We start from the raw sequence: 17949 nt of genomic DNA, 5'->3' as shown, positions 1-17949 counted from the left end.
TTTTTATATTGCAGATATAAAAATAACAATCTAAAAAGAATTTAAATAGCTAACACATTATTAATGGCTATTTTTATAATTGAAAAACAAAAATCATGATAAATATCATGGTCAATTGATGACAGTAGCTACTAGAAGCAAATAAATTTAATCAGTATGCTTATTGAGGAGGTAGGAAAAAATGAATGAAATTATCAAAATTAACGAATTAGAATTTAATTACGGGAACAAAAGAGTCTTAAATAATATTAATTTAACCATTAACTCTGGTGAAATTGTTGGTTTAATTGGAGAAAATGGTGCCGGGAAAACGACTCTCTTAAATATTTTACTAGGATTACTACCATCAAATCATAAAGTTACAATTCTGGGCGGTAAACCAGGGGAGAAAAAAGCCCGTCAAAAGATCGGGTCTATGCTCCAAGGAGACATGGTACTTGCGAATGTAACCGTAGCAGAGATAATTGCTGAAGCAGCAGCACAATATGACCAACCGGTTGTTGTTGCTGAATTATTGCAAAATTTAGGCTTAAAAGAATATGAAAACCAACTGTTAAAAAGTCTATCTGGAGGTTTAATGAGAAGGGTAACTTTTGCTTTAGCGCTTGTCGGTAACCCCGAACTGTTATTTCTTGATGAACCAACTGTCGGAATGGATTCCCAAGCCAGAAAAATATTTTGGAATCGAATCAAAAAATTGCGGGATGCCGGTAAAACTGTGGTTATTACAAGTCATTATTTGGAGGAAATTCAGCAAACTGCTGATAGGTTGCTCATTTTACAAAATGGAAAGTTTTCTTTTCAGGGCACGCTGCCAGAGTTGCAAAACAAGAATAAAAAAACTGTCATTCGCTTTAAAACTAAATTAGCTATTAACAAGTTCCAACTACTAACTGCAGTGACTTCAATTACTCCGGCAGCTGAAAATTGGATTTGCTTGAATAGTGAAGATGGGGATGCAACTTTAAGGGCATTAACTCCATTTTTAGCCGATATAAGCAACATTTCGATCCAACGAGAATCATTAGAAGACATTTTTCTAACAATGACAACAGAGGGGAAGCGAGTATAATGTGGCCATTTTTTTCACAATTAAAATTTGATATCAAACGACTATTTATCAGGAATTTTTCGTTCTTATTTTTCTCGTTGCTGATGCCGGCTGGCTTTTATTTGGTATTTACCAAAATAATGATTACTGGCACCGGAGATCAAGTTCAAAAGTTCAATTTAACTTACATGGGTAGTATGATTATCTATAGTGGTATAATATCAGCAATTTTTGGCATTGCTTCACTTCTAAAAGTTGATCGTGATATCGGATTTTTATGCTTTTTGCAGTTAACACCACATAAGACGAAATATTATTATTGCTCGCTTTATACACTAATCATCTTAATTAATTTAATTGCAGTTATTATATTACAGTCCTTAGCAGTATTATTAAATGGTGTTAAAATTGATTTTTATCAAATTATGCTCAGCATGATAGTCGTAATCATCGGTCAACTGCCAATGGTGTTACTGGGAACTTGTCTATCTTACTTAAAAAAACAAGAAACACTTAATGTTGTCAGTAATCTAATAGTTTTCCCGTTAGCGATTGTTAGTGGACTCTGGTGGCCACTAACTATTATGCCTGACTGGATTCAAAAAATTGGTAAACTGATGCCAACTTTTTTTGCCAACGACTTACTGAGTGCGATATTATTAGGTAACAAAATTAAATTAACGAATCTTATCGGAATGATTATTTGGATTATATTGGGCGTTATTGGAGTGATTACCGTTATAAACTCTTATCAAAAACAGGGGACACGAGTTTAATGTTTAACAAAATAAAAAATATTGACTGGTTTTCATATATCTGGTTCTTATATTTACCTTATACAGCTATTGAGTATCTGCCGATGAAAGATACTCAAGATAAATTTTGGCTCTTAATGCTTGTTCTTTTTGTTCTAGTCTACATCTTAGTTAATGAAGTTACTAAGTATCGGATGCTTACTATCACACTTGAATTACTGATAACCGGAGCCTTTGCTTTCTTTTCTTTTAATTTTTATTTAATAATTTTTCCTGCGTGGCAAGTTTCTTTTATTTTGGCGCGCTATCCTCGCAAGGACTACCGGATTTTTGCAATCAACTACTATCTGATTTTAGCAATTAGTTTGTTTCACTTACAAATTATATATCCCAATGTCTGGCACCAAAATACGATGGTGGGGATGATATTTCCGTTGGTTTCACCAATAATTGCTTACGCATTTGCACTTTCCGTATATAAACAACGACAATTAAATCAAACTAATCGGCGGTTAGAAGCTATAATTCGTCGCGGCGAACGTGAACGAATCGCTAGGGATCTACATGATACCTTAGGCCAAAGCTTTTCGATGATTACAATTAAAACAGAATTAGCTAAGAAATTGCTAGTAAAAGATCCTGCTAAAGTTATTGATGAATTAACAGATATTGAAAAAACCAGTCGACAAAACTTGAAACTGGTACGAAATATTGTTAATGATTTGCATAAACAATCTTTAAGCGAGGTCCTAATGAAGCAAAGCAAAAATTTATCGGCAGCTAACATCCTGTTTTTTTCAAAAGGGGAGGAACAAGCTAGTGAATGGCCAACGATCATTCAAGATAGATTTGGGGCAGCGATAGTTGAAGCGGTTAGTAATATTTTACGTCATGCTAAAGCACATGAAGTACAACTTATTTTCAGCAGTGAAGCGGGGTTCTACCAGGTCGAAGTTATTGACGACGGAACTGGAGGCAACTTTGAGAAAACAAATTCAAATGGAATTAAGGGAATGCAGGCCCGGATGTTAGATGGAAAAGGCATGTTTGAAATATATCATAATAAACGCGGAACACACGTTTTAATGAAACAAGCGAAGGTGAATGGTTATGATTAAATTATATTTAGCTGAAGATCAAAGCATGCTGAATTCAGCATTAACCCAACTTTTGGAATTAGAAGATGATTTTCATGTAGTCGGGAACGCTGCTAACGGAGAGATTGCTTGGGATGACCTTCAAAAGCTTAGTGTTGATGTTGCGATTCTAGATATTGAAATGCCTAAAATGACAGGATTAGAACTGGCAAGCAAGATCGTCGCAGCTGGCTTGAAAATAAAAGTGATAATTTTAACAACTTTTGCGCAAAAAGCCTACTTTGACCAAGCGGTGAAAGCCCAAGTGGCAGGATACTTACTTAAAGACAGCCCGAGTGATGAATTAATTGAAGTAATTCGTGAAGTAGATCAAGGACAAACCATTTATGACCCAGATTTAGTAATCAACATGTTAACTGTTGATAATAATCCATTAACTAAACGTGAACTGGAAGTCTTGCAAGAAATTGGTCGCGGGTTAACCACTAAAGAAATTGCAGGCAAACTATTTTTAACCGAAGGAACAATTCGTAATTACTTATCCGCTATCTTTAGTAAATTAGGTGCTAAAAGTAGAATTGAGGCTATTCAAATAGCTACTAGAAATGGTTGGGTGTAATACTTTTGAATGTTCCAACATTACCCCCGATAAAGCACCAAAAAGGAAGTGTAATTAAATGAACAATAAAAATATAGCTAGTTTACCACAGTATCACCCAATTAATAAATCACCTAATTTTGAAATTAGGAATATCATTCCACAAGATACTTCTAATTTTCTCCAATTACAAAAGCACCTCGATAAAGAAACTGATTTTATGCTTCTTTACCCTGAAGAGCGAAACTCCAGTATTTTTTTATTACAAGATAATATTCAATCTTCTCTAAAGTATGGGAGTTTATTGTTAGTTATTGATGATGGAAATAAACTTGTAGGTTATCTACAAGCCTCGAGAGGCCGCTATAAAAAAATACATCATTCAGCTTATATTGTAGTTGGAATTTTAGCCGCCGCCGCAGGAAAAGGCTTAGGAAAGCTTTTGTTTAAGGAATTGGATTGTTGGGCACGAAATAATAATATTACACGCTTAGAACTTACAGTTATGAAATCAAACAAAATAGCTCAACGTTTATATTCAAAAATGGGGTTCAAAATCGAAGGAGTTAAACACAACTCTATTTTTATGCATGGTCACTACATTGATGAATACTATATGGCCAAGTGCTTTTAATTTAAATTGAAACTAAACTTTAATTTTTTTTAAATTCTTGAACATCATCTTACCAGACTTATTATTCCCGTCAATGGTCAATAAAATGGGTAAATCACCAACTATTTCAAAACCCTGTTTTTTGTATAAATTTATGGCTCTTTGGTTATCAGAAAGCACTTCTAGATAAACTCCATCGATTTTCCATTGATTGGCAGCTTGATCTATACAAGCTTCAATCAATTTGCTACCAATACGGTGATTCCAATATTCCTTGTCTACCGAAATAGCTATCTCTGCTTGATTTCTGAATCTGATCCTTAACTTCCTAGCTATCTGTGCTAATCCAATAATCTGTGAAGATTCTTCATCTCTGGCAATAAATGAAACACTTGCTTCTAAATTGTCATTGAAATGGTGAATTTTTCTTAAATTAAAAAAAGCGTCTATTTCTTTAGGTTCCAAGCCCAGAAAATTAGTCTGTAAAGATACTTTTTTGATATACGTTAACAAAGACTTAGAGTAATCTTTTTCAAAAAGTGATATTTGCATCATTAATCGCCTCCATTAATTTAAGAAGATTATACAGCTTCAGAGTAATTAACAGAAGAGAAAAAGCGTAAATACAAAGAAATATAAAAGTAAGCTAAAAATCGCTAGTATAACTTAATAGCGATAATCTATCAGAATAACTCATTTTATTTTTATTATAAAGGAGAAACTAAAATGATTATATCTCGTATTTTTAAAAATTCTGATGCAAAAGCAGTTGCTAATTTAGTAAAACAAACAATGTACATTACCAACATAAAAGATTATTCTAGAGAATATCTAGAAAATGATCTTAAAGACCTGACTGCGCAAAAGTTTATTGAAAAAGCTAAATATTTTCATTGCTATGTTCTAATTGATACTGCTAATAATGAAGTTGTTGCAGTTGGCTCAATTGGACCTTATTGGGGAAAGAAAGATGAAAGCAGTCTGTTTAACATCTTTGTTCTACCAGAATATCAAGGCAAAGGAATCGGATGTAAGTTAATCACAGTATTAGAAAGCGACATATATTTCAAAAGAGCTAATAGAATTGAAATACCTGCATCAATTACTGGACTAGGCTTTTATCAAAAAATGGGGTATCACTTTAAAAATGGCAATAATTCTCTTGATAATGAACAACTTTATCGACTGGAGAAATTCAATTAAAAAACTGAGAAAGATTAAAAACAATATATTTGTCAAAACAAATTTAAGCGACTATTACCTAACAATCTACAAAGAGGAGAACATTTATGAAAAAAAACTAAAATTTTAAGTTGCCAGTTCTTTTAAAAATATTGATTTAGTCAATAACATATGATTGGACTAAAAATTTAAAAGCCGAAATAGGCACCCTAAAAGATTTACATGATGTCGCATATGAGGAGTATGCTGGAATATTAAATTAGGTGGATAAAGGGCAAATATTGAATTGGGAGTTGCTACAGCTTCAAAAAAGCCAATTATGTATTTGATACAGTTAATGAATTTAATGTTTTAACAAAGACTTGTACTTTCTACCAAATGGACCATGTACATAGTTTTAATAAAAAGTTGCAACATTTCATTAAGTTCGTAAATACGAAATAGATTGTTAGGAGTGGTTAATATGTCCGAATGGTATGAAGATCGAATTGGTTCCGCTATTGATGGGACTAACCCAATGGTCATGGCAGAACTAGAGGGAGGATATGCTGTTTTTGGGGATGTTCAGTTTTTACCAGGGTATTGTGTTTTATTGCCCAAAAGAAATGTTTCATCTTTGAACGATTTGAATATAACTGAAAGAACTTATTTTTTACGTGACATGAGTATTTTAGGTGATGCCGTTCTTTACGCCTGCAAAGCCAAAAGAATTAATTATGATATATTAGGCAATACTGATAATTTTCTTCACGCACATGTTTTCCCAAGATATTTAACAGAAGATCCGCAAAGATTAAAAAAGCCTGTTTGGCTATATAGTCCAGATTATTGGTCTAATTCTAAATATAGCTATGATCCGCAAAAACATGATCAATTAAGGGGAAAGATAACTAGTTATTTGAACAATGTAAAAAATAATTAAATTACTAGTCTAGTATAAATGGAGGTTACTTATGGAACAATGCCTTTTCTGCCTAATAAATAATACAATACCTAGTAAGAAAATTTATGAAGATAGTTATTCATGTGTGTTTTTAGATAAAGCTGAAGATGTTAATTATCACATGCTAGCAATACCTAAGAAACATATTAGTAATATTTTAGACTGTGATGGTGAAACATTAATCCACTTAACCAACGCTGTTCAAACAGTTTCTAGACACTGCATTAAATGCGGATTTTCTGGTATTAATATCCTAAATGCTAATGGTAAAGATGCTGGTCAATCTATTTCTCATTTTCACATTCACTTAATTCCAAGAAAAAAGGGCGATAATATTAATGCATGGCCTAACTTTGACGAATGCTCAGTTTCTCTGGAAGATGCGTATGCTTTGTTAAAAAATAAACTAGTTATAGCTAGAAATAATTAGTGAACTTTTCTGAAAGACTGACTTGTTTGGTTAGTGTCTCCCACAATTTTTGATCTACTTTTTAGAATGGATTATATAGAGGTGATTGTTTTTTGTGATTCTTAATCAACTTAACACTAATATAATTACTGAACCAAGCATAACTTGTAAAGCATTCTTAATGGTGGTTTCTAAGATTTTAACACTATAGGACCATTGTCTTAACTTTTCTATAAAACTATATTTCATATATTTTTTAATTAATTATTGTTCCAAAATCATAGAACAATTTCATATTTTGATTATGTACTTAATAATTAACTAAACTTCTCTATTGTTTCAAAATCCTTCTAATAGTATATTAATAGTAATTAATCACTATATTTATTGGAGATGGACAAATTGATTACCTACACTAATGATAAAAGGATAACAGCCCAAGAATTAGCTGTATTATTTGAAGCTTCTGGAATTCATAGACCAATTAAAAATCTACCGCGTTTGCAAAAAATGTTAGATAACTCAGATATTTTATGGACTGCTTGGGAAGACGACACATTGGTAGGTATAGCGCGAGCTTTGACAGACTTTAGTTATGCATGTTACCTATCTGATTTAGCAATTACTAAAGATCATCAAAGGCAAGGAATTGGTCATAAATTAATTGAAATGCTTTATTCACAGATTGGTCCAGATGTATCTTTGGTTCTTTTAGCGGCTCCGTCAGCTTTAGAATATTATCCTAAGGTAAACTTCGAAAGTATTAACAATGCTTTTTTACGCAGAAGAAGGCCGTTCTAATTTACAAATTCACGATTCAGATTGATAACTAACGCTAAATCTTGCAACCTTGATCCTATGGGTTGCTTTTTTATTGCTCAAATTTGAAGAATATTATTCAATATATACTGCTAACTTTTATATTTTTGGCAAATTAATTCTAAAAAATAACTTGAAATAGTTACTAAAAGTGAATGATGTCATTTCTTCGTGGACATTAATGTGTTACTCATGTCTCTAGACTAGAGACATTTGAATTAATACTGAAATGAACAAAACCGGAAACATACAAAATGAGTCAAAAACACTCCAACTAGAAACTATAGATTAATCATTAAAAAAGTTTTAAAATATGAATTAATGACATTAAATAATGAGGTAAAGTTAATATGAAAATCTTTGGAATCAAAAATAAGGGCATGAATTACTATGTTCGTATGGGTGCTTATGCGGTAATTTTTAAAAATCAATATCGAAATGAAATAGGTTTAATTAGAGCACACGGACAGCAATATTTTCTTCCTGGAGGTGGTATTGAACAGGGGGAAACAGCTGAAACAACTTTAGTCAGAGAAATGTTAGAAGAAACTGGTTATTCTATAAAAAATTATTATCCTTTGTGTCATGCTCAAAGATACTTTATATCTACATTACCGGTTAAACGTCCAATGTTAAGTGATGGTTATTTCTTTACCTCACAACTTGATCAAAAAATTCAAAAACCAACAGAAAAGGATAATTACTTTGAATGGGTTAATATCAAGGATTGTGAGAAATTGCTATTTCATATTCATCAATATTATGCCGTTCAACAAGCCTTGAAAGAAACTACTACTACACATGAATTGAAATAATGATTTTCTTACTATTGCTAATATTTTGAAGGAGAAAACTATATGGAAATTATTAATATAGCAGAACCACATCAGCGAAATAGAGTAATCAAACTTTTCTCTGAACTGTGGGGTAGCACTAAAATGGTAACATCATCTGGTTGCTATGATATAAAAAATCTAAATGGTTTTGTAGCTATTCAGTCACATAAAATATTAGGCATAGTAACTTATGTGTCTAGAAAAAATGGAATTGAAATTATTTCTCTTGACAGTTTGATAGAAAATCAAGGCATCGGTAGCAAACTTCTTATTCAAATAGAACAAATATGTATTCAACAATCAAAAAACCGGCTTAAAATCATTACCACTAACGACAATATACATGCTTTAAATTTCTATAAAAAAAGAGGGTATACAGTATTAAGTGTATTAGAAAATGCTGTCGAAAAAGCACGTTTGATTAAACCAGAAATACCAAAAGTTGCAAAGAATGGTATACAAATTAAAGATGAAATAATTCTTCAAAAAATAATGTTAAATTCAAACACAGACAAAATAGTTAAATCTATTATTGCGAACAATTCTGACCTGATGAATATTCTAAACATCATAAAAAATCAAAATCTTGTTCAAGGCGCGCTAGCCGCAGGGAGTATTAGAAATACAGTTTGGCAAAAACTTCATCATCAGCCGTTTAAACTCGAATCAGATATTGATGTCGCTTTTTTCGATGCAAGTGTTCCTGAAAGTGCAAATCAGGAGATTCAACTTAATTTAAAAAAACTGGCGCCCCAATACAAATGGCAAGTAAAAAATGAAGCTTATATGCATAACTACGATTTTAGCAATCAAGTACCTTTCAATTCTGTTGCGGATGCAATAGCTCATTTCGTTGAAACTCCAACATGTATTGGTGCTTTTCTAGATGATAAAAATAGATTACAACTTATTGAACCTTTTGGAACATATGACTTGGTAAATTTAATTGTTCAACCAATCCCATTTTTTAAACAAGATTCGGAGCATCTAAGTATTTACAAAGAACGACTAAAAAGTAAAAACTGGCAAAGAAAATGGTCAAAACTGAATATACTTATTAATTAGAGAAATATAAATAGATTCGTCAACTGATGATTTAAATAAAATTCAGGACAAACTCAATTTTAAAATTAGTTGAATACTTGGTTATAAAAGGTATGCCGGTATGCAATCCTTCCACGCCAGTATCAAAAAGGAGCGTATTTATTGTCGTCCGATTTACAAAAGGTTTGAAGAAGCACAAGCAGATGCTTTCGATTATATCCATCGCTTTTTATAATATGTATAAAAAACAATGCGTGCTATGTACATCTCCAAAAAACTCGTGGGCTAGATGCTAGTAGTTACGCACAAAAAGATGATTCCAGAAATTGAAGAATAACGTTACCTAAAAAAGCTAGCTTAAACATTTTATTAATACTTTAAACTAGCCAAGTTATTTTGGATCGTGCTATAACGACCATAGAAATAAAAAGAAGCCTTACTAGAACAAGAATTCTTTTGCAAAGCCACTAGGCGGTGACGAAGTTAATAGCTTGAATAACCGCTAACTGGCCAAAGTAGGTGAGGTGTACCCCTAAAGTTGGACCATAGCTTTGGGGGTATTTATTATGACAAAAGCATCACTGAAAATAAAAATTAAAGCAACGGTAAACGTACCGAAACCAAGCATTAGTCGTAAAGGACACAAGACAACTCCTTTCATTAGGATAAGGTTTTAACACCATAGGCACCACCTCCAATCAAGAACACCACCTTTAAGATATTAGGTTTACCAATTTTTTTGTCGTGAATAAACGCATTTTTATTTAATAGAACCTTTCGAATTAAAGATGTCGATTTGAATTTTTAATTGGTAAAACGACTTATTCCATGTTAAAACACCTCATTTTAAAATATAGTCAGGAATTATAGCGGAGGTTCAAATTTTAGGCTCCCGTTTGTGTCAAAGGGTTGCAAAATAAATTGCTTGTTTTATGATAGCGAGTAAGCTATCATAAAAGTATGAAAAGAATAGAATTCACTTACTATGACTGGAATGAATTTAAACGATTTTTAGATCAACTAGCTGATAAAGATGCTGCTAAATTAATTGCGACCATTCAAAATATTGAAAATAATGGGTTAATTATCGCAGAACGTCAATTGTGGGTTAAAAAGCTGGAAAACAATCTTTATGAGATTCGTTCTAAGAGGTCTTCAAATATTCAGCGAGCCATCTATTTCCAAGTACAAGGATCTCAGTACTTAATCACCAATGCGTTCACTAAAAAAATGCAAAAAACACCAGAAAGTGAAAAGAAAATTGCTCGAAATCGACGAAGCAAGTATTTTAAAAAGGAGGACCAAAGATGAGTAAAATTGATGAATATGTTGCCGAAAGAAGTAAAAACAATCCTGATTTTGCAAAACTCGTTGAACAAGAAAATATTAACTTAGAAGTAGCAGTTAAAGTTCGTGATCTTCGTGAAAGTATGGGTATGAGTCAACGTGAATTTGCTGATCTAATTGGTAAACCACAATCAACAATTGCTAGAATTGAAAATGGATCAATGAATGCTTCAACTAAGATATTATCTGAAATTGCGCAAGCAACTAATCAACGACTAACAATTCAATTTAACCCTACTTTTTAAGAACTATTACTTAACCCTACTTTTTAAGAACTATTACTAATGAAATTTATAAGATATTAGATCCACAAACAAATTTTCAAATAAGCAATTTGTAATTTCAAGCAGAAGAAGTAGAATCAGTTAAACTTTTTAGTTTTGAGCAAGCAATTCTGCAGTTAAAGGATTTCGGAATTCAAACTTATAAAAAACAGCTAGAACAAGCTAATAAGATTTTTCATAATTCAGAAGTTAATTATGGATAGAAAACAATGCATGCTATGTCTCTGAGAGAATTATTGGTTTTTGACCTATACGTTTTTGACCTATACGTTTTTGACCTATACATGGATGCAAAGTAAGATAATTCCAGAAATTGAAGAACCACTTTAACAAAAAAAGCTAGTTTAAGCATTTTATTAATACTTTAAACTAGCCTCGTGCTCTAATATCCATAGAAAATAATGGTAGTAGTTTTGGAAAAACAGCAAATCATTTTGCTTTGACAGCAAACGTTACTGCTTATGAACCAAATCAAGAAATGTTAAGTAAAAGATATGCTTCCAATAACTACCGACAATTTAGCTGTGTTAAATGATGATCCTCAGAATGCATTACTTGAATATAAGGGAAGGGTATCTCAATCAAAGAATTTTGGAAATATAAATACTTATTTTAATGAGAAACTAGAAGATATTTTTAGAAAAAACAATATGGCTTTTAAAACGGTTAAAGGAATTAGAACTGTGTTTGGATTATCAGCCAATAGTCAAATTTTAAAAAAAAGAATGGCAAGAAGCCATGTACAATTTAGAATGTGGGTTGGAAGAAAATTCTATTGCCAAACAAACCGCTTTTTTAGTCACATTATTGCAATAAAAAAGAATTAATCCAATAATTTTTAAATAATGAAAACTGTTAATAAGAATAAATTTATTTGCAACTCTAAAATTATCAGCAAATTGCTAACGGTCATTCTCGAATTGCTACAGCCGCAGACATTGTTTGCAATCTTTTATCAGAGACATCAGAGTAACAAAAGTCATTTAAGACATTTTGAAAACAACATCATAGCAAGTTCTAGTCAAATAAGTCACTAAGAATCATGATTTTTACATGAAAATCAAAAATAATCGTCAAAATTGTCTAGCAAATTGAATTATTTTTTGCTGATTATAAATTTTGGCGATTATTTTTTTGCAGATTTTTTCTGTTTTTTTCGTTTTTATTTTCTTTTTTAAAATTTACTTTTGCTTTTTTTAGTCCCTAAAACGCTGTTTTAATAGCACTTTCATTGATACATATAAATAAGAGGGGGCTTAGATTAAAATTCGGACTTGACAATGCCTAATAAATTATTGTTTTATTCTAGTTTACATAATATATATTATCGAAAGTAGAGTAAAAATGAAAAAACAATACCTTTCTATGAAATAAAAAAACAGCAACTGTTTTTCCAGCTACTGTGCTACAATCTTTTAAATTTTCGGTTTATTTAAATGAATTAATCAGTTTTGCTTTACTATTCCAAAATGGAACTTTTACAACGCCATCAATTTTGCTTTTCGGAACAAAACCATAATAACGACTATCATTAGAAACCTTACGATTATCACCCAAAACAAAATAACTATTTTTAGGAACTATAAATGTTTTTCCTGTTCCTAAAACTACACCCGTTGCTTCTTTATATCCGGAATATAAATCAAGTGTGCCAGATATTTGTTGAGCTTTGGTAATATATCCTTGCGATAGTTTTTTTCCATTAACTAAAACCGTACCATTGCTTTTATACTCCACTTTGTCGCCAGGCATACCTATCACTCGTTTTACATACTTAGTACGCTTTGTGACACCAGGCGAATTGTGATCAACGCCATCAGCATTGAAAACAATTACCGTATTATGATGGATCTTTGCTTGTTTTAATAGCATTACTCTCTCATTATTTTGTAGAGTTGGGTACATCGAAGTCCCATCAACCTTTACAAAACCAAAAAGAAATTGTCGAACTATTAAAGCAATCAATAAACCAATTAAAACCGGCAAAACCCAGCTAAAAATATTCTTCAACGTTTGCAACTTTACACCTCATCATCTCTAAAAATTTACAACGATTATATTATTTATTATAACCGGAAATATTATTTTTACTTGAAGAATTTGAAATTTTCTTATGAAGTGTCTGTCTATCTGGATTATTTACATCAATTTTCTTTAAATTTACCAAGTAGATAATAAATATCAAACAGAAAAATCCCTCATAAATAACAAACCATAAATTATCAACGTAGATAAATGGCATTAACATAGTTGTGACATTCATTAAGATCTTTAAAAAAAATAACTTTTGACTAAACAAAATCATGTTGCTAACAATTGCAGTTACTCCAAAAATAGTAATTAAAATAGCCAAAATAATAATTAGCCCAAAAATATCTGAGTTGTTTGCTAACCGTTCAACTTTATCAGGTGAATATCCCTGATGACGATATAAATTAACCATCAAGCGATAACAAGTATCATTAATTACATAGAACACCCCAATTGCTCCAGTTGCGATGTTAAAGAATCTGTTCAATCAATTCATCAGCCTTTCTATGATTATATTATAAATTAACTTCAGAAAGTTCTCATTTTAATTTGAATTAGCTTAGTTACAAATGGTTGCTTGCTTTTAATTGTAATGGTTAAAGTAAGTTACTAATTCAATCAGCAATGAAATTATATACTAGAAAAGTTGATTACTACTACTAATTAAACTCATCTTTAGAAAACTTAAAGAAAATAAACTATGACTTAACAAATTTTTGATAGATTTTGGTTAAATACTGATGACTGGCGATTTGTTCTTGACAATCATCTTGATTTTTTAAATTGATTTCATAAATATTTGTGGCTTTTGAATTTAAGGCTGGTAAAATCGATTGCCAATTAATTTTGCCTTTTCCTAATTGCAAACTATCGTGTTTTTTACCCATTGAGTCTACCAAATGATAGTGAACTATATGTGGTTTTAAAAATTCTAAAGAAGCTAATAAATGAGTATTATTCCCGTTTTCCTTAATAAAACAATGGCTAGTATCAAATGCCAAACGGTAATTACGTTCATAAATAACTTGATCTACTGCTGGATTGCCAAAATAAAATATCGGTGAAAGAGAGTTTTCAAACATTATTCGTTGTTGACCTAACTGTGCAAAATAATCTAATCTCTTAAGAGCGGCAGTGTCAGCTGCAGCCAGTGAAGGATATAAGTCAATCATATTTTGCGTATGCCGTGAATATGATCCATGAAGTAAAACTTGAACTTTAAAATCAAAAGCCAGTTGTAATAAACTATTAGTACTTCGATCAATAAACTTATTCAATTCTGGAAATACTTTTTGAGGTGCGATTAATTCAGTATATTCGCCCTGGTATCGCATTGGATGATGTAAAATTATTTTGTCAGTAGCAACATTTTTAACCAATTCAATTGCTGCTGATAATTTTTTCAAACCTTCAACTGTAAAATCTGTTTCACTAGTAAAAAATTCAAAAACTTCAGGTTTATATTTAAGACGATCAGTTAATTGACTTTTAGCCGTACTAGCTTTTAATCCAAGCTGTGGCTTTTTTAGTTCAGAAATTTCCATTGATGGCTTCCTCCTCCGCTTAAATTTAAATAAAGAAAGACTGAGAAAACTTCCTCAGTCGTTAATAATTGCTAAATAAATTAATTAAGTTTGTCAATGTCTTTCATCCAAGCTAAAGCTAAAGCTTTTTCACCCAAATGAGTCCCAACAACTGGCCCAAAATAACTCAAATCAACTTGATACTCTGGATATTTTATCTTCAACTCATTCTGCCAACTTTTAGCGGCTGGTTCGTCATTTGCATGAATGACAATTAAACGTAAGGGATAATCAACTTTCCTTCGATCTATTTCAAAAAGTTCTTCAACTCGTCGGATAGCTTTTTTCATAGAGCGAACCTTTTCAAAAGCAACGATTTTATGCGAATGCCGGTCAAAAGTTAATAAAGGCTTAATTTTTAGCATACTTCCGATGAAAGCCGAAGCATTCGACAAACGACCACCTCGAACGAGATTTTGTAGATCATCAACAATAAAACATTCGTTAGTCGTCGAACGTAAGTCTCTTAAATTATCAAGAATTTGTTCTGGTTCTAAGCCCGCCTTAACCATTCTGGTGGCCGCAATTACCATATTTCCCATCAACATCACTGTAATTTGAGAATCAAATGGAATAACCTGCGTATTCTTAACTTCTTTAGCTACTGTTTCTAACGTACGCACAAAACCAGAAATCGTGCTTGCTAAATGAATACTAATAACTGCATCATATCCTTCATTTCCAAGGTTTTGATAAAACTCAATCAATTCACCAATTGAAGGTTGTGAAGTACTTGGAAAAGCCGCTGAGCTTTTTAATTTTTGGTAAAAATTCTCAGAATCAATATCGACCCCTTCTTGATAAACCTGATTATCAATAATTACTGGAATCGGAATTACACGGATGTTATTTTCAGCTATTTGCTGTTTGGTCAGATACGCTGTACTGTCAGTGACAACAGCAATTTTCATAAATTTACACCTACTTTTAAAAATTACTACTCATTTAAGAATACCATAAAGTTTCTTCAGTAACCACTCATTACAAGTTTAGAGCCTTTCCATACTTCGATCAAGCCGATTCAATAAAATTTGCAGCATACTTAACTCATCTACCGACCAATGTTGGAACAGATTATCAGCAAATTTCTTTATATCTTGTTGTAATTGTTTAACAACAGTTTTTCCTTTGTTAGTTTCAACATAATTATATTTTTTTCTTCCTCCATGTCGATTATTTTCTTCCCCAGCAAAGCGACTAACAAACTCTTTAGCAACCAGTCGTGCTAATTGGCGACTTAACGTTGAGACGTTTAAACTTGTCAACTTTGCTAATTTTTCTTGCGTTTGATTGCCATCAATCACTTTCAACAATAGCTGCCACTCTGCAATTGTCAAATTGTGTTGCGCAACTATCTTTTCCAAAGTACTGTAATAACGTTTTTGAACTACCATAAGACTGTCTAAACAAGAACGCATCTGGGAACCTCCATTCTGGTTGAATAAATATAATTTGCATAATGCATTATACTATTTCTATTATGAAATAATTTTTTTCAAATAGCAAATTATAGTCTTTACTAATTTACAATTAATAACTGGATTTTGCCCTTTTACTGAAGAAAATGTACAATGAAAGTAATTATCTTGAATTATATGAAAGCGAGTTGGCAATTATGTCTTTTGATGGTCTATTTACACGTGCGATAGCTGCTGAATTGAATCAACAGCTTGCTAACGGTCGTATTGGTAAAATTTCACAGCCCTACCCTAATGAAGTGATTTTAACTATTCGAGCTCACCGCCATAACTTTCCACTATTATTGTCAGCCCATCCGAGTTACGCTCGAATTCAAATTACGCAAATTCCCTTTAAAAACCCCATTGTTCCGACAAATTTCACTATGTCTTTACGTAAATATTTAGAGGGTGCAAAATTATTAAATATTGAACAATTAGCTAATGATCGTGTATTATTTTTAAATTTTGCAACTCGAAATGAGCTGGGTGATGAATTACCCTTGCAATTAAGTATCGAAATTATGGGGCGTTACAGCAATATTATCTTGATTGATCAAACAACCCAAAAGATTATTGACACTATCAAGCATATTGGTCCCGGACAAAACCGTTATCGAACCTTGCTTCCAGGTGCAAATTATATTCAACCACCTCAGCAAGCTAAAATTAATCCCTTTAATGATAATGATAAGCAGTATCAGTATTTAGTAGCTGATTATCCTAATCGTGAAGTTTTAGCCCAAAAACTACAGCAAGTTTATCAGGGATTTGCTAAAGAGCATGCCCTTTATTTTGCTGATCAACTTCATCGAACAGATCAAGCAATGGCAGATAATTGGCAAGCAACTTTAAAACAAGTAAATCACCCAGCACCATCTATTGTAAAAAATGAAGACCAACGGCAGGTATTTTTTACATTTTTAGCGTTTCCCACCAAAAATGTCTTGCATCAAACTGCAACACTTAGCGAAATTTTAGATCTTTACTATCAACAAAAAGCGAATCATGATCGAGTACAACAACTGGCTGGGCAACTAATCAGCTTAATACGTAATCAGTTGCATAAAAATCAAAAAAAAGTAAAAAAGCTGCAACAAACTTTGGTTGCTAGCAAGCATGCTGATCAATATCGAATTAAAGGCGAACTGCTGACAACTTATTTAAATCAAGTTAGACGTGGTATGACTAGCATTGAATTAAAAAACTATTATGACAATCAAAAAATGTTGCATATTACTCTATCGCCTAATTTAACACCCTCAAAAAATGCCCAAAAATATTTTAAAAAATACCAGAAATTAAAAAAAGCAGTCATTTTTGTTAACGAACAATTGGCTAAAGCACAAGAAGAAATAGCCTATTTAGAAGAGATTCAATCGGAAATTGAATTAGCTGAACCAGAGGATTTACCCGAAATAAAACTTGAGTTGCAGCAACAAGGTTATTTAAAAAATCAAAAAAAAGCTAAAAAGAACAAGCCACGTCAGTCAACCAGTCAACCGACCGTTTTCTATAGCTCTGACAAAACAAAAATTTCGGTTGGAAAAAATAATTTTCAAAATGATCGCTTAACTTTAAAGACTGCCAGTAAAAATGACATCTGGCTACATGCTAAAAATGTACCTGGATCACATGTTATCATCCATAAATCGGACCCCACTCAACAAACGCTACTTGAAGCAGCTAATTTAGCTGCATACTTTTCTAAGTCTCGTCAGTCAGCAACCGTTCCAGTTGACTATGTCATGGTGAAGAGAATTCGCAAACCTAACGGAGCTCGACCAGGATTTGTAATTTACGAAGGTCAGAAAACATTATTTGTTACACCTGAACCTGAACTGATAAAGAAACTAGCAATTAAGCCTAATAATTAACCTATTAATATCATAATTCGTAA

21 protein-coding genes are annotated in these 17949 nt (G+C 32.0%); 15 read left to right on the top strand and 6 right to left on the bottom strand.

Annotated elements, in window-relative coordinates:
* The first annotated feature begins 181 nt into the window (after positions 1 to 181).
* Genes G6O73_RS03985 through G6O73_RS03965 form a run of 5 tightly spaced genes read left to right on the top strand, consistent with a single transcriptional unit; the run spans position 182 to position 4135 of the window.
* Positions 182 to 1072, top strand: a complete 891-nt coding sequence (locus G6O73_RS03985) for an ABC transporter ATP-binding protein (protein WP_057886017.1) — start codon at positions 182 to 184, stop codon at positions 1070 to 1072.
* Positions 1072 to 1827, top strand: a complete 756-nt coding sequence (locus G6O73_RS03980) for an ABC transporter permease (RefSeq protein WP_057886016.1) — start codon at positions 1072 to 1074, stop codon at positions 1825 to 1827. Before G6O73_RS03985 ends, G6O73_RS03980 begins: the two co-directional genes overlap by 1 nt.
* Positions 1827 to 2924 (top strand): sensor histidine kinase, encoded by a 1098-nt coding sequence (locus G6O73_RS03975; protein ID WP_057886015.1) that lies wholly within the window; start codon positions 1827 to 1829, stop codon positions 2922 to 2924. The genes G6O73_RS03980 and G6O73_RS03975 overlap by 1 nt, the downstream gene beginning before the upstream one ends.
* Positions 2917 to 3522, top strand: coding sequence for a response regulator transcription factor (locus tag G6O73_RS03970; RefSeq protein WP_057886014.1), 606 nt, complete (start codon positions 2917 to 2919; stop codon positions 3520 to 3522). Before G6O73_RS03975 ends, G6O73_RS03970 begins: the two co-directional genes overlap by 8 nt.
* A gap of 58 nt (positions 3523 to 3580) precedes the next feature.
* Positions 3581 to 4135, top strand: a complete 555-nt coding sequence (locus G6O73_RS03965) for a GNAT family N-acetyltransferase (protein ID WP_083478512.1) — start codon at positions 3581 to 3583, stop codon at positions 4133 to 4135.
* Positions 4136 to 4147: 12 nt separating this feature from the next.
* Here G6O73_RS03965 and G6O73_RS03960 read toward each other — a convergent pair whose 3' ends face one another.
* Positions 4148 to 4669: a GNAT family N-acetyltransferase gene (locus G6O73_RS03960; protein WP_057886013.1), complete on the bottom strand. Its 522-nt coding sequence runs from the start codon at positions 4667 to 4669 to the stop codon at positions 4148 to 4150.
* Between the two features lie 171 nt (positions 4670 to 4840).
* Between G6O73_RS03960 and G6O73_RS03955 the strand changes: the two genes are divergently transcribed.
* From G6O73_RS03955 to G6O73_RS03915, 9 genes are all read left to right on the top strand, one after another.
* Positions 4841 to 5317, top strand: coding sequence for a GNAT family N-acetyltransferase (locus tag G6O73_RS03955; protein WP_057886012.1), 477 nt, complete (start codon positions 4841 to 4843; stop codon positions 5315 to 5317).
* 442 nt (positions 5318 to 5759) lie between these two features.
* Positions 5760 to 6218 (top strand): HIT family protein, encoded by a 459-nt coding sequence (locus G6O73_RS03950; protein WP_057886011.1) that lies wholly within the window; start codon positions 5760 to 5762, stop codon positions 6216 to 6218.
* A gap of 31 nt (positions 6219 to 6249) precedes the next feature.
* Positions 6250 to 6669 (top strand): HIT family protein, encoded by a 420-nt coding sequence (locus G6O73_RS03945; RefSeq protein WP_057886010.1) that lies wholly within the window; start codon positions 6250 to 6252, stop codon positions 6667 to 6669.
* Positions 6670 to 7041: 372 nt separating this feature from the next.
* A complete protein-coding gene (locus G6O73_RS03940; protein ID WP_336512539.1) occupies positions 7042 to 7449 on the top strand; it encodes a GNAT family N-acetyltransferase in 408 nt (135 codons plus the stop codon).
* Between the two features lie 368 nt (positions 7450 to 7817).
* The gene (locus G6O73_RS03935; RefSeq protein ID WP_057886008.1) at positions 7818 to 8282 is read left to right on the top strand and encodes an NUDIX domain-containing protein; all 465 of its coding nucleotides are present in this window, start codon (positions 7818 to 7820) and stop codon (positions 8280 to 8282) included.
* A 42-nt stretch (positions 8283 to 8324) separates the two neighbouring features.
* Positions 8325 to 9368: a nucleotidyltransferase family protein gene (locus tag G6O73_RS03930; RefSeq protein ID WP_083478511.1), complete on the top strand. Its 1044-nt coding sequence runs from the start codon at positions 8325 to 8327 to the stop codon at positions 9366 to 9368.
* 939 nt (positions 9369 to 10307) lie between these two features.
* Positions 10308 to 10658: a type II toxin-antitoxin system RelE/ParE family toxin gene (locus tag G6O73_RS03925; protein WP_057886007.1), complete on the top strand. Its 351-nt coding sequence runs from the start codon at positions 10308 to 10310 to the stop codon at positions 10656 to 10658.
* Complete coding sequence (locus G6O73_RS03920) at positions 10655 to 10939, top strand: helix-turn-helix domain-containing protein (RefSeq protein ID WP_057886006.1); 285 nt, start codon at positions 10655 to 10657, stop codon at positions 10937 to 10939. The genes G6O73_RS03925 and G6O73_RS03920 overlap by 4 nt, the downstream gene beginning before the upstream one ends.
* Before the next feature lie 563 nt (positions 10940 to 11502).
* Positions 11503 to 11805 carry a hypothetical protein gene (locus G6O73_RS03915; RefSeq protein WP_157056685.1) on the top strand — a complete coding sequence of 101 codons (303 nt, stop codon included), beginning with the start codon at positions 11503 to 11505 and terminating at the stop codon, positions 11803 to 11805.
* Positions 11806 to 12406: 601 nt separating this feature from the next.
* On the opposite strand, the gene lepB is transcribed toward G6O73_RS03915, so the two are convergent.
* The 5 genes from lepB to G6O73_RS03890 form a co-directional block, all read right to left on the bottom strand.
* On the bottom strand, positions 12407 to 12997 hold the full coding sequence (lepB, locus tag G6O73_RS03910) for a signal peptidase I (RefSeq protein WP_057886004.1): 591 nt from the start codon (positions 12995 to 12997) through the stop codon (positions 12407 to 12409).
* A 40-nt stretch (positions 12998 to 13037) separates the two neighbouring features.
* Complete coding sequence (locus tag G6O73_RS03905) at positions 13038 to 13496, bottom strand: hypothetical protein (RefSeq protein ID WP_187327508.1); 459 nt, start codon at positions 13494 to 13496, stop codon at positions 13038 to 13040.
* Positions 13497 to 13707: 211 nt separating this feature from the next.
* Positions 13708 to 14553, bottom strand: a complete 846-nt coding sequence (locus G6O73_RS03900; RefSeq protein WP_057886003.1) for a TIM barrel protein — start codon at positions 14551 to 14553, stop codon at positions 13708 to 13710.
* 80 nt (positions 14554 to 14633) lie between these two features.
* Positions 14634 to 15503 carry a DegV family protein gene (locus G6O73_RS03895; protein WP_057886002.1) on the bottom strand — a complete coding sequence of 290 codons (870 nt, stop codon included), beginning with the start codon at positions 15501 to 15503 and terminating at the stop codon, positions 14634 to 14636.
* Between the two features lie 78 nt (positions 15504 to 15581).
* A complete protein-coding gene (locus tag G6O73_RS03890) occupies positions 15582 to 16010 on the bottom strand; it encodes a MarR family winged helix-turn-helix transcriptional regulator (protein WP_057886001.1) in 429 nt (142 codons plus the stop codon).
* Positions 16011 to 16207: 197 nt separating this feature from the next.
* Between G6O73_RS03890 and G6O73_RS03885 the strand changes: the two genes are divergently transcribed.
* Entirely contained in the window at positions 16208 to 17926 is a 1719-nt protein-coding gene (locus tag G6O73_RS03885; protein WP_057886225.1) for an NFACT RNA binding domain-containing protein, read from the top strand.
* The last annotated feature ends 23 nt before the right edge of the window (positions 17927 to 17949 follow it).

Origin of the sequence: Liquorilactobacillus nagelii DSM 13675 (genome assembly GCF_019444005.1) — a bacterium.
Classification (GTDB): Bacteria; Bacillota; Bacilli; order Lactobacillales; family Lactobacillaceae; genus Liquorilactobacillus; species Liquorilactobacillus nagelii.
The sequence above is the reverse complement of the archived record's forward strand: the minus strand, read 5'-3'. Positions and strand labels throughout refer to the sequence as shown.

Excerpts from the sequence above, each read along its gene's own strand:
- G6O73_RS03985 (WP_057886017.1), top strand. The coding sequence starts at position 182 with ATGAATGAAATTATCAAAATTAACGAATTAGAATTTAATTACGGGAAC.
- G6O73_RS03980 (WP_057886016.1), top strand. The coding sequence starts at position 1,072 with ATGTGGCCATTTTTTTCACAATTAAAATTTGATATCAAACGACTATTT.
- G6O73_RS03975 (WP_057886015.1), top strand. The coding sequence starts at position 1,827 with ATGTTTAACAAAATAAAAAATATTGACTGGTTTTCATATATCTGGTTC.
- G6O73_RS03970 (WP_057886014.1), top strand. The coding sequence starts at position 2,917 with ATGATTAAATTATATTTAGCTGAAGATCAAAGCATGCTGAATTCAGCA.
- G6O73_RS03965 (WP_083478512.1), top strand. The coding sequence starts at position 3,581 with ATGAACAATAAAAATATAGCTAGTTTACCACAGTATCACCCAATTAAT.
- G6O73_RS03960 (WP_057886013.1), bottom strand. The coding sequence starts at position 4,669 with ATGATGCAAATATCACTTTTTGAAAAAGATTACTCTAAGTCTTTGTTA.
- G6O73_RS03955 (WP_057886012.1), top strand. The coding sequence starts at position 4,841 with ATGATTATATCTCGTATTTTTAAAAATTCTGATGCAAAAGCAGTTGCT.
- G6O73_RS03950 (WP_057886011.1), top strand. The coding sequence starts at position 5,760 with ATGTCCGAATGGTATGAAGATCGAATTGGTTCCGCTATTGATGGGACT.
- G6O73_RS03945 (WP_057886010.1), top strand. The coding sequence starts at position 6,250 with ATGGAACAATGCCTTTTCTGCCTAATAAATAATACAATACCTAGTAAG.
- G6O73_RS03940 (WP_336512539.1), top strand. The coding sequence starts at position 7,042 with ATGGACAAATTGATTACCTACACTAATGATAAAAGGATAACAGCCCAA.
- G6O73_RS03935 (WP_057886008.1), top strand. The coding sequence starts at position 7,818 with ATGAAAATCTTTGGAATCAAAAATAAGGGCATGAATTACTATGTTCGT.
- G6O73_RS03930 (WP_083478511.1), top strand. The coding sequence starts at position 8,325 with ATGGAAATTATTAATATAGCAGAACCACATCAGCGAAATAGAGTAATC.
- G6O73_RS03925 (WP_057886007.1), top strand. The coding sequence starts at position 10,308 with ATGAAAAGAATAGAATTCACTTACTATGACTGGAATGAATTTAAACGA.
- G6O73_RS03920 (WP_057886006.1), top strand. The coding sequence starts at position 10,655 with ATGAGTAAAATTGATGAATATGTTGCCGAAAGAAGTAAAAACAATCCT.
- G6O73_RS03900 (WP_057886003.1), bottom strand. The coding sequence starts at position 14,553 with ATGGAAATTTCTGAACTAAAAAAGCCACAGCTTGGATTAAAAGCTAGT.
- G6O73_RS03895 (WP_057886002.1), bottom strand. The coding sequence starts at position 15,503 with ATGAAAATTGCTGTTGTCACTGACAGTACAGCGTATCTGACCAAACAG.
- G6O73_RS03890 (WP_057886001.1), bottom strand. The coding sequence starts at position 16,010 with ATGCGTTCTTGTTTAGACAGTCTTATGGTAGTTCAAAAACGTTATTAC.
- G6O73_RS03885 (WP_057886225.1), top strand. The coding sequence starts at position 16,208 with ATGTCTTTTGATGGTCTATTTACACGTGCGATAGCTGCTGAATTGAAT.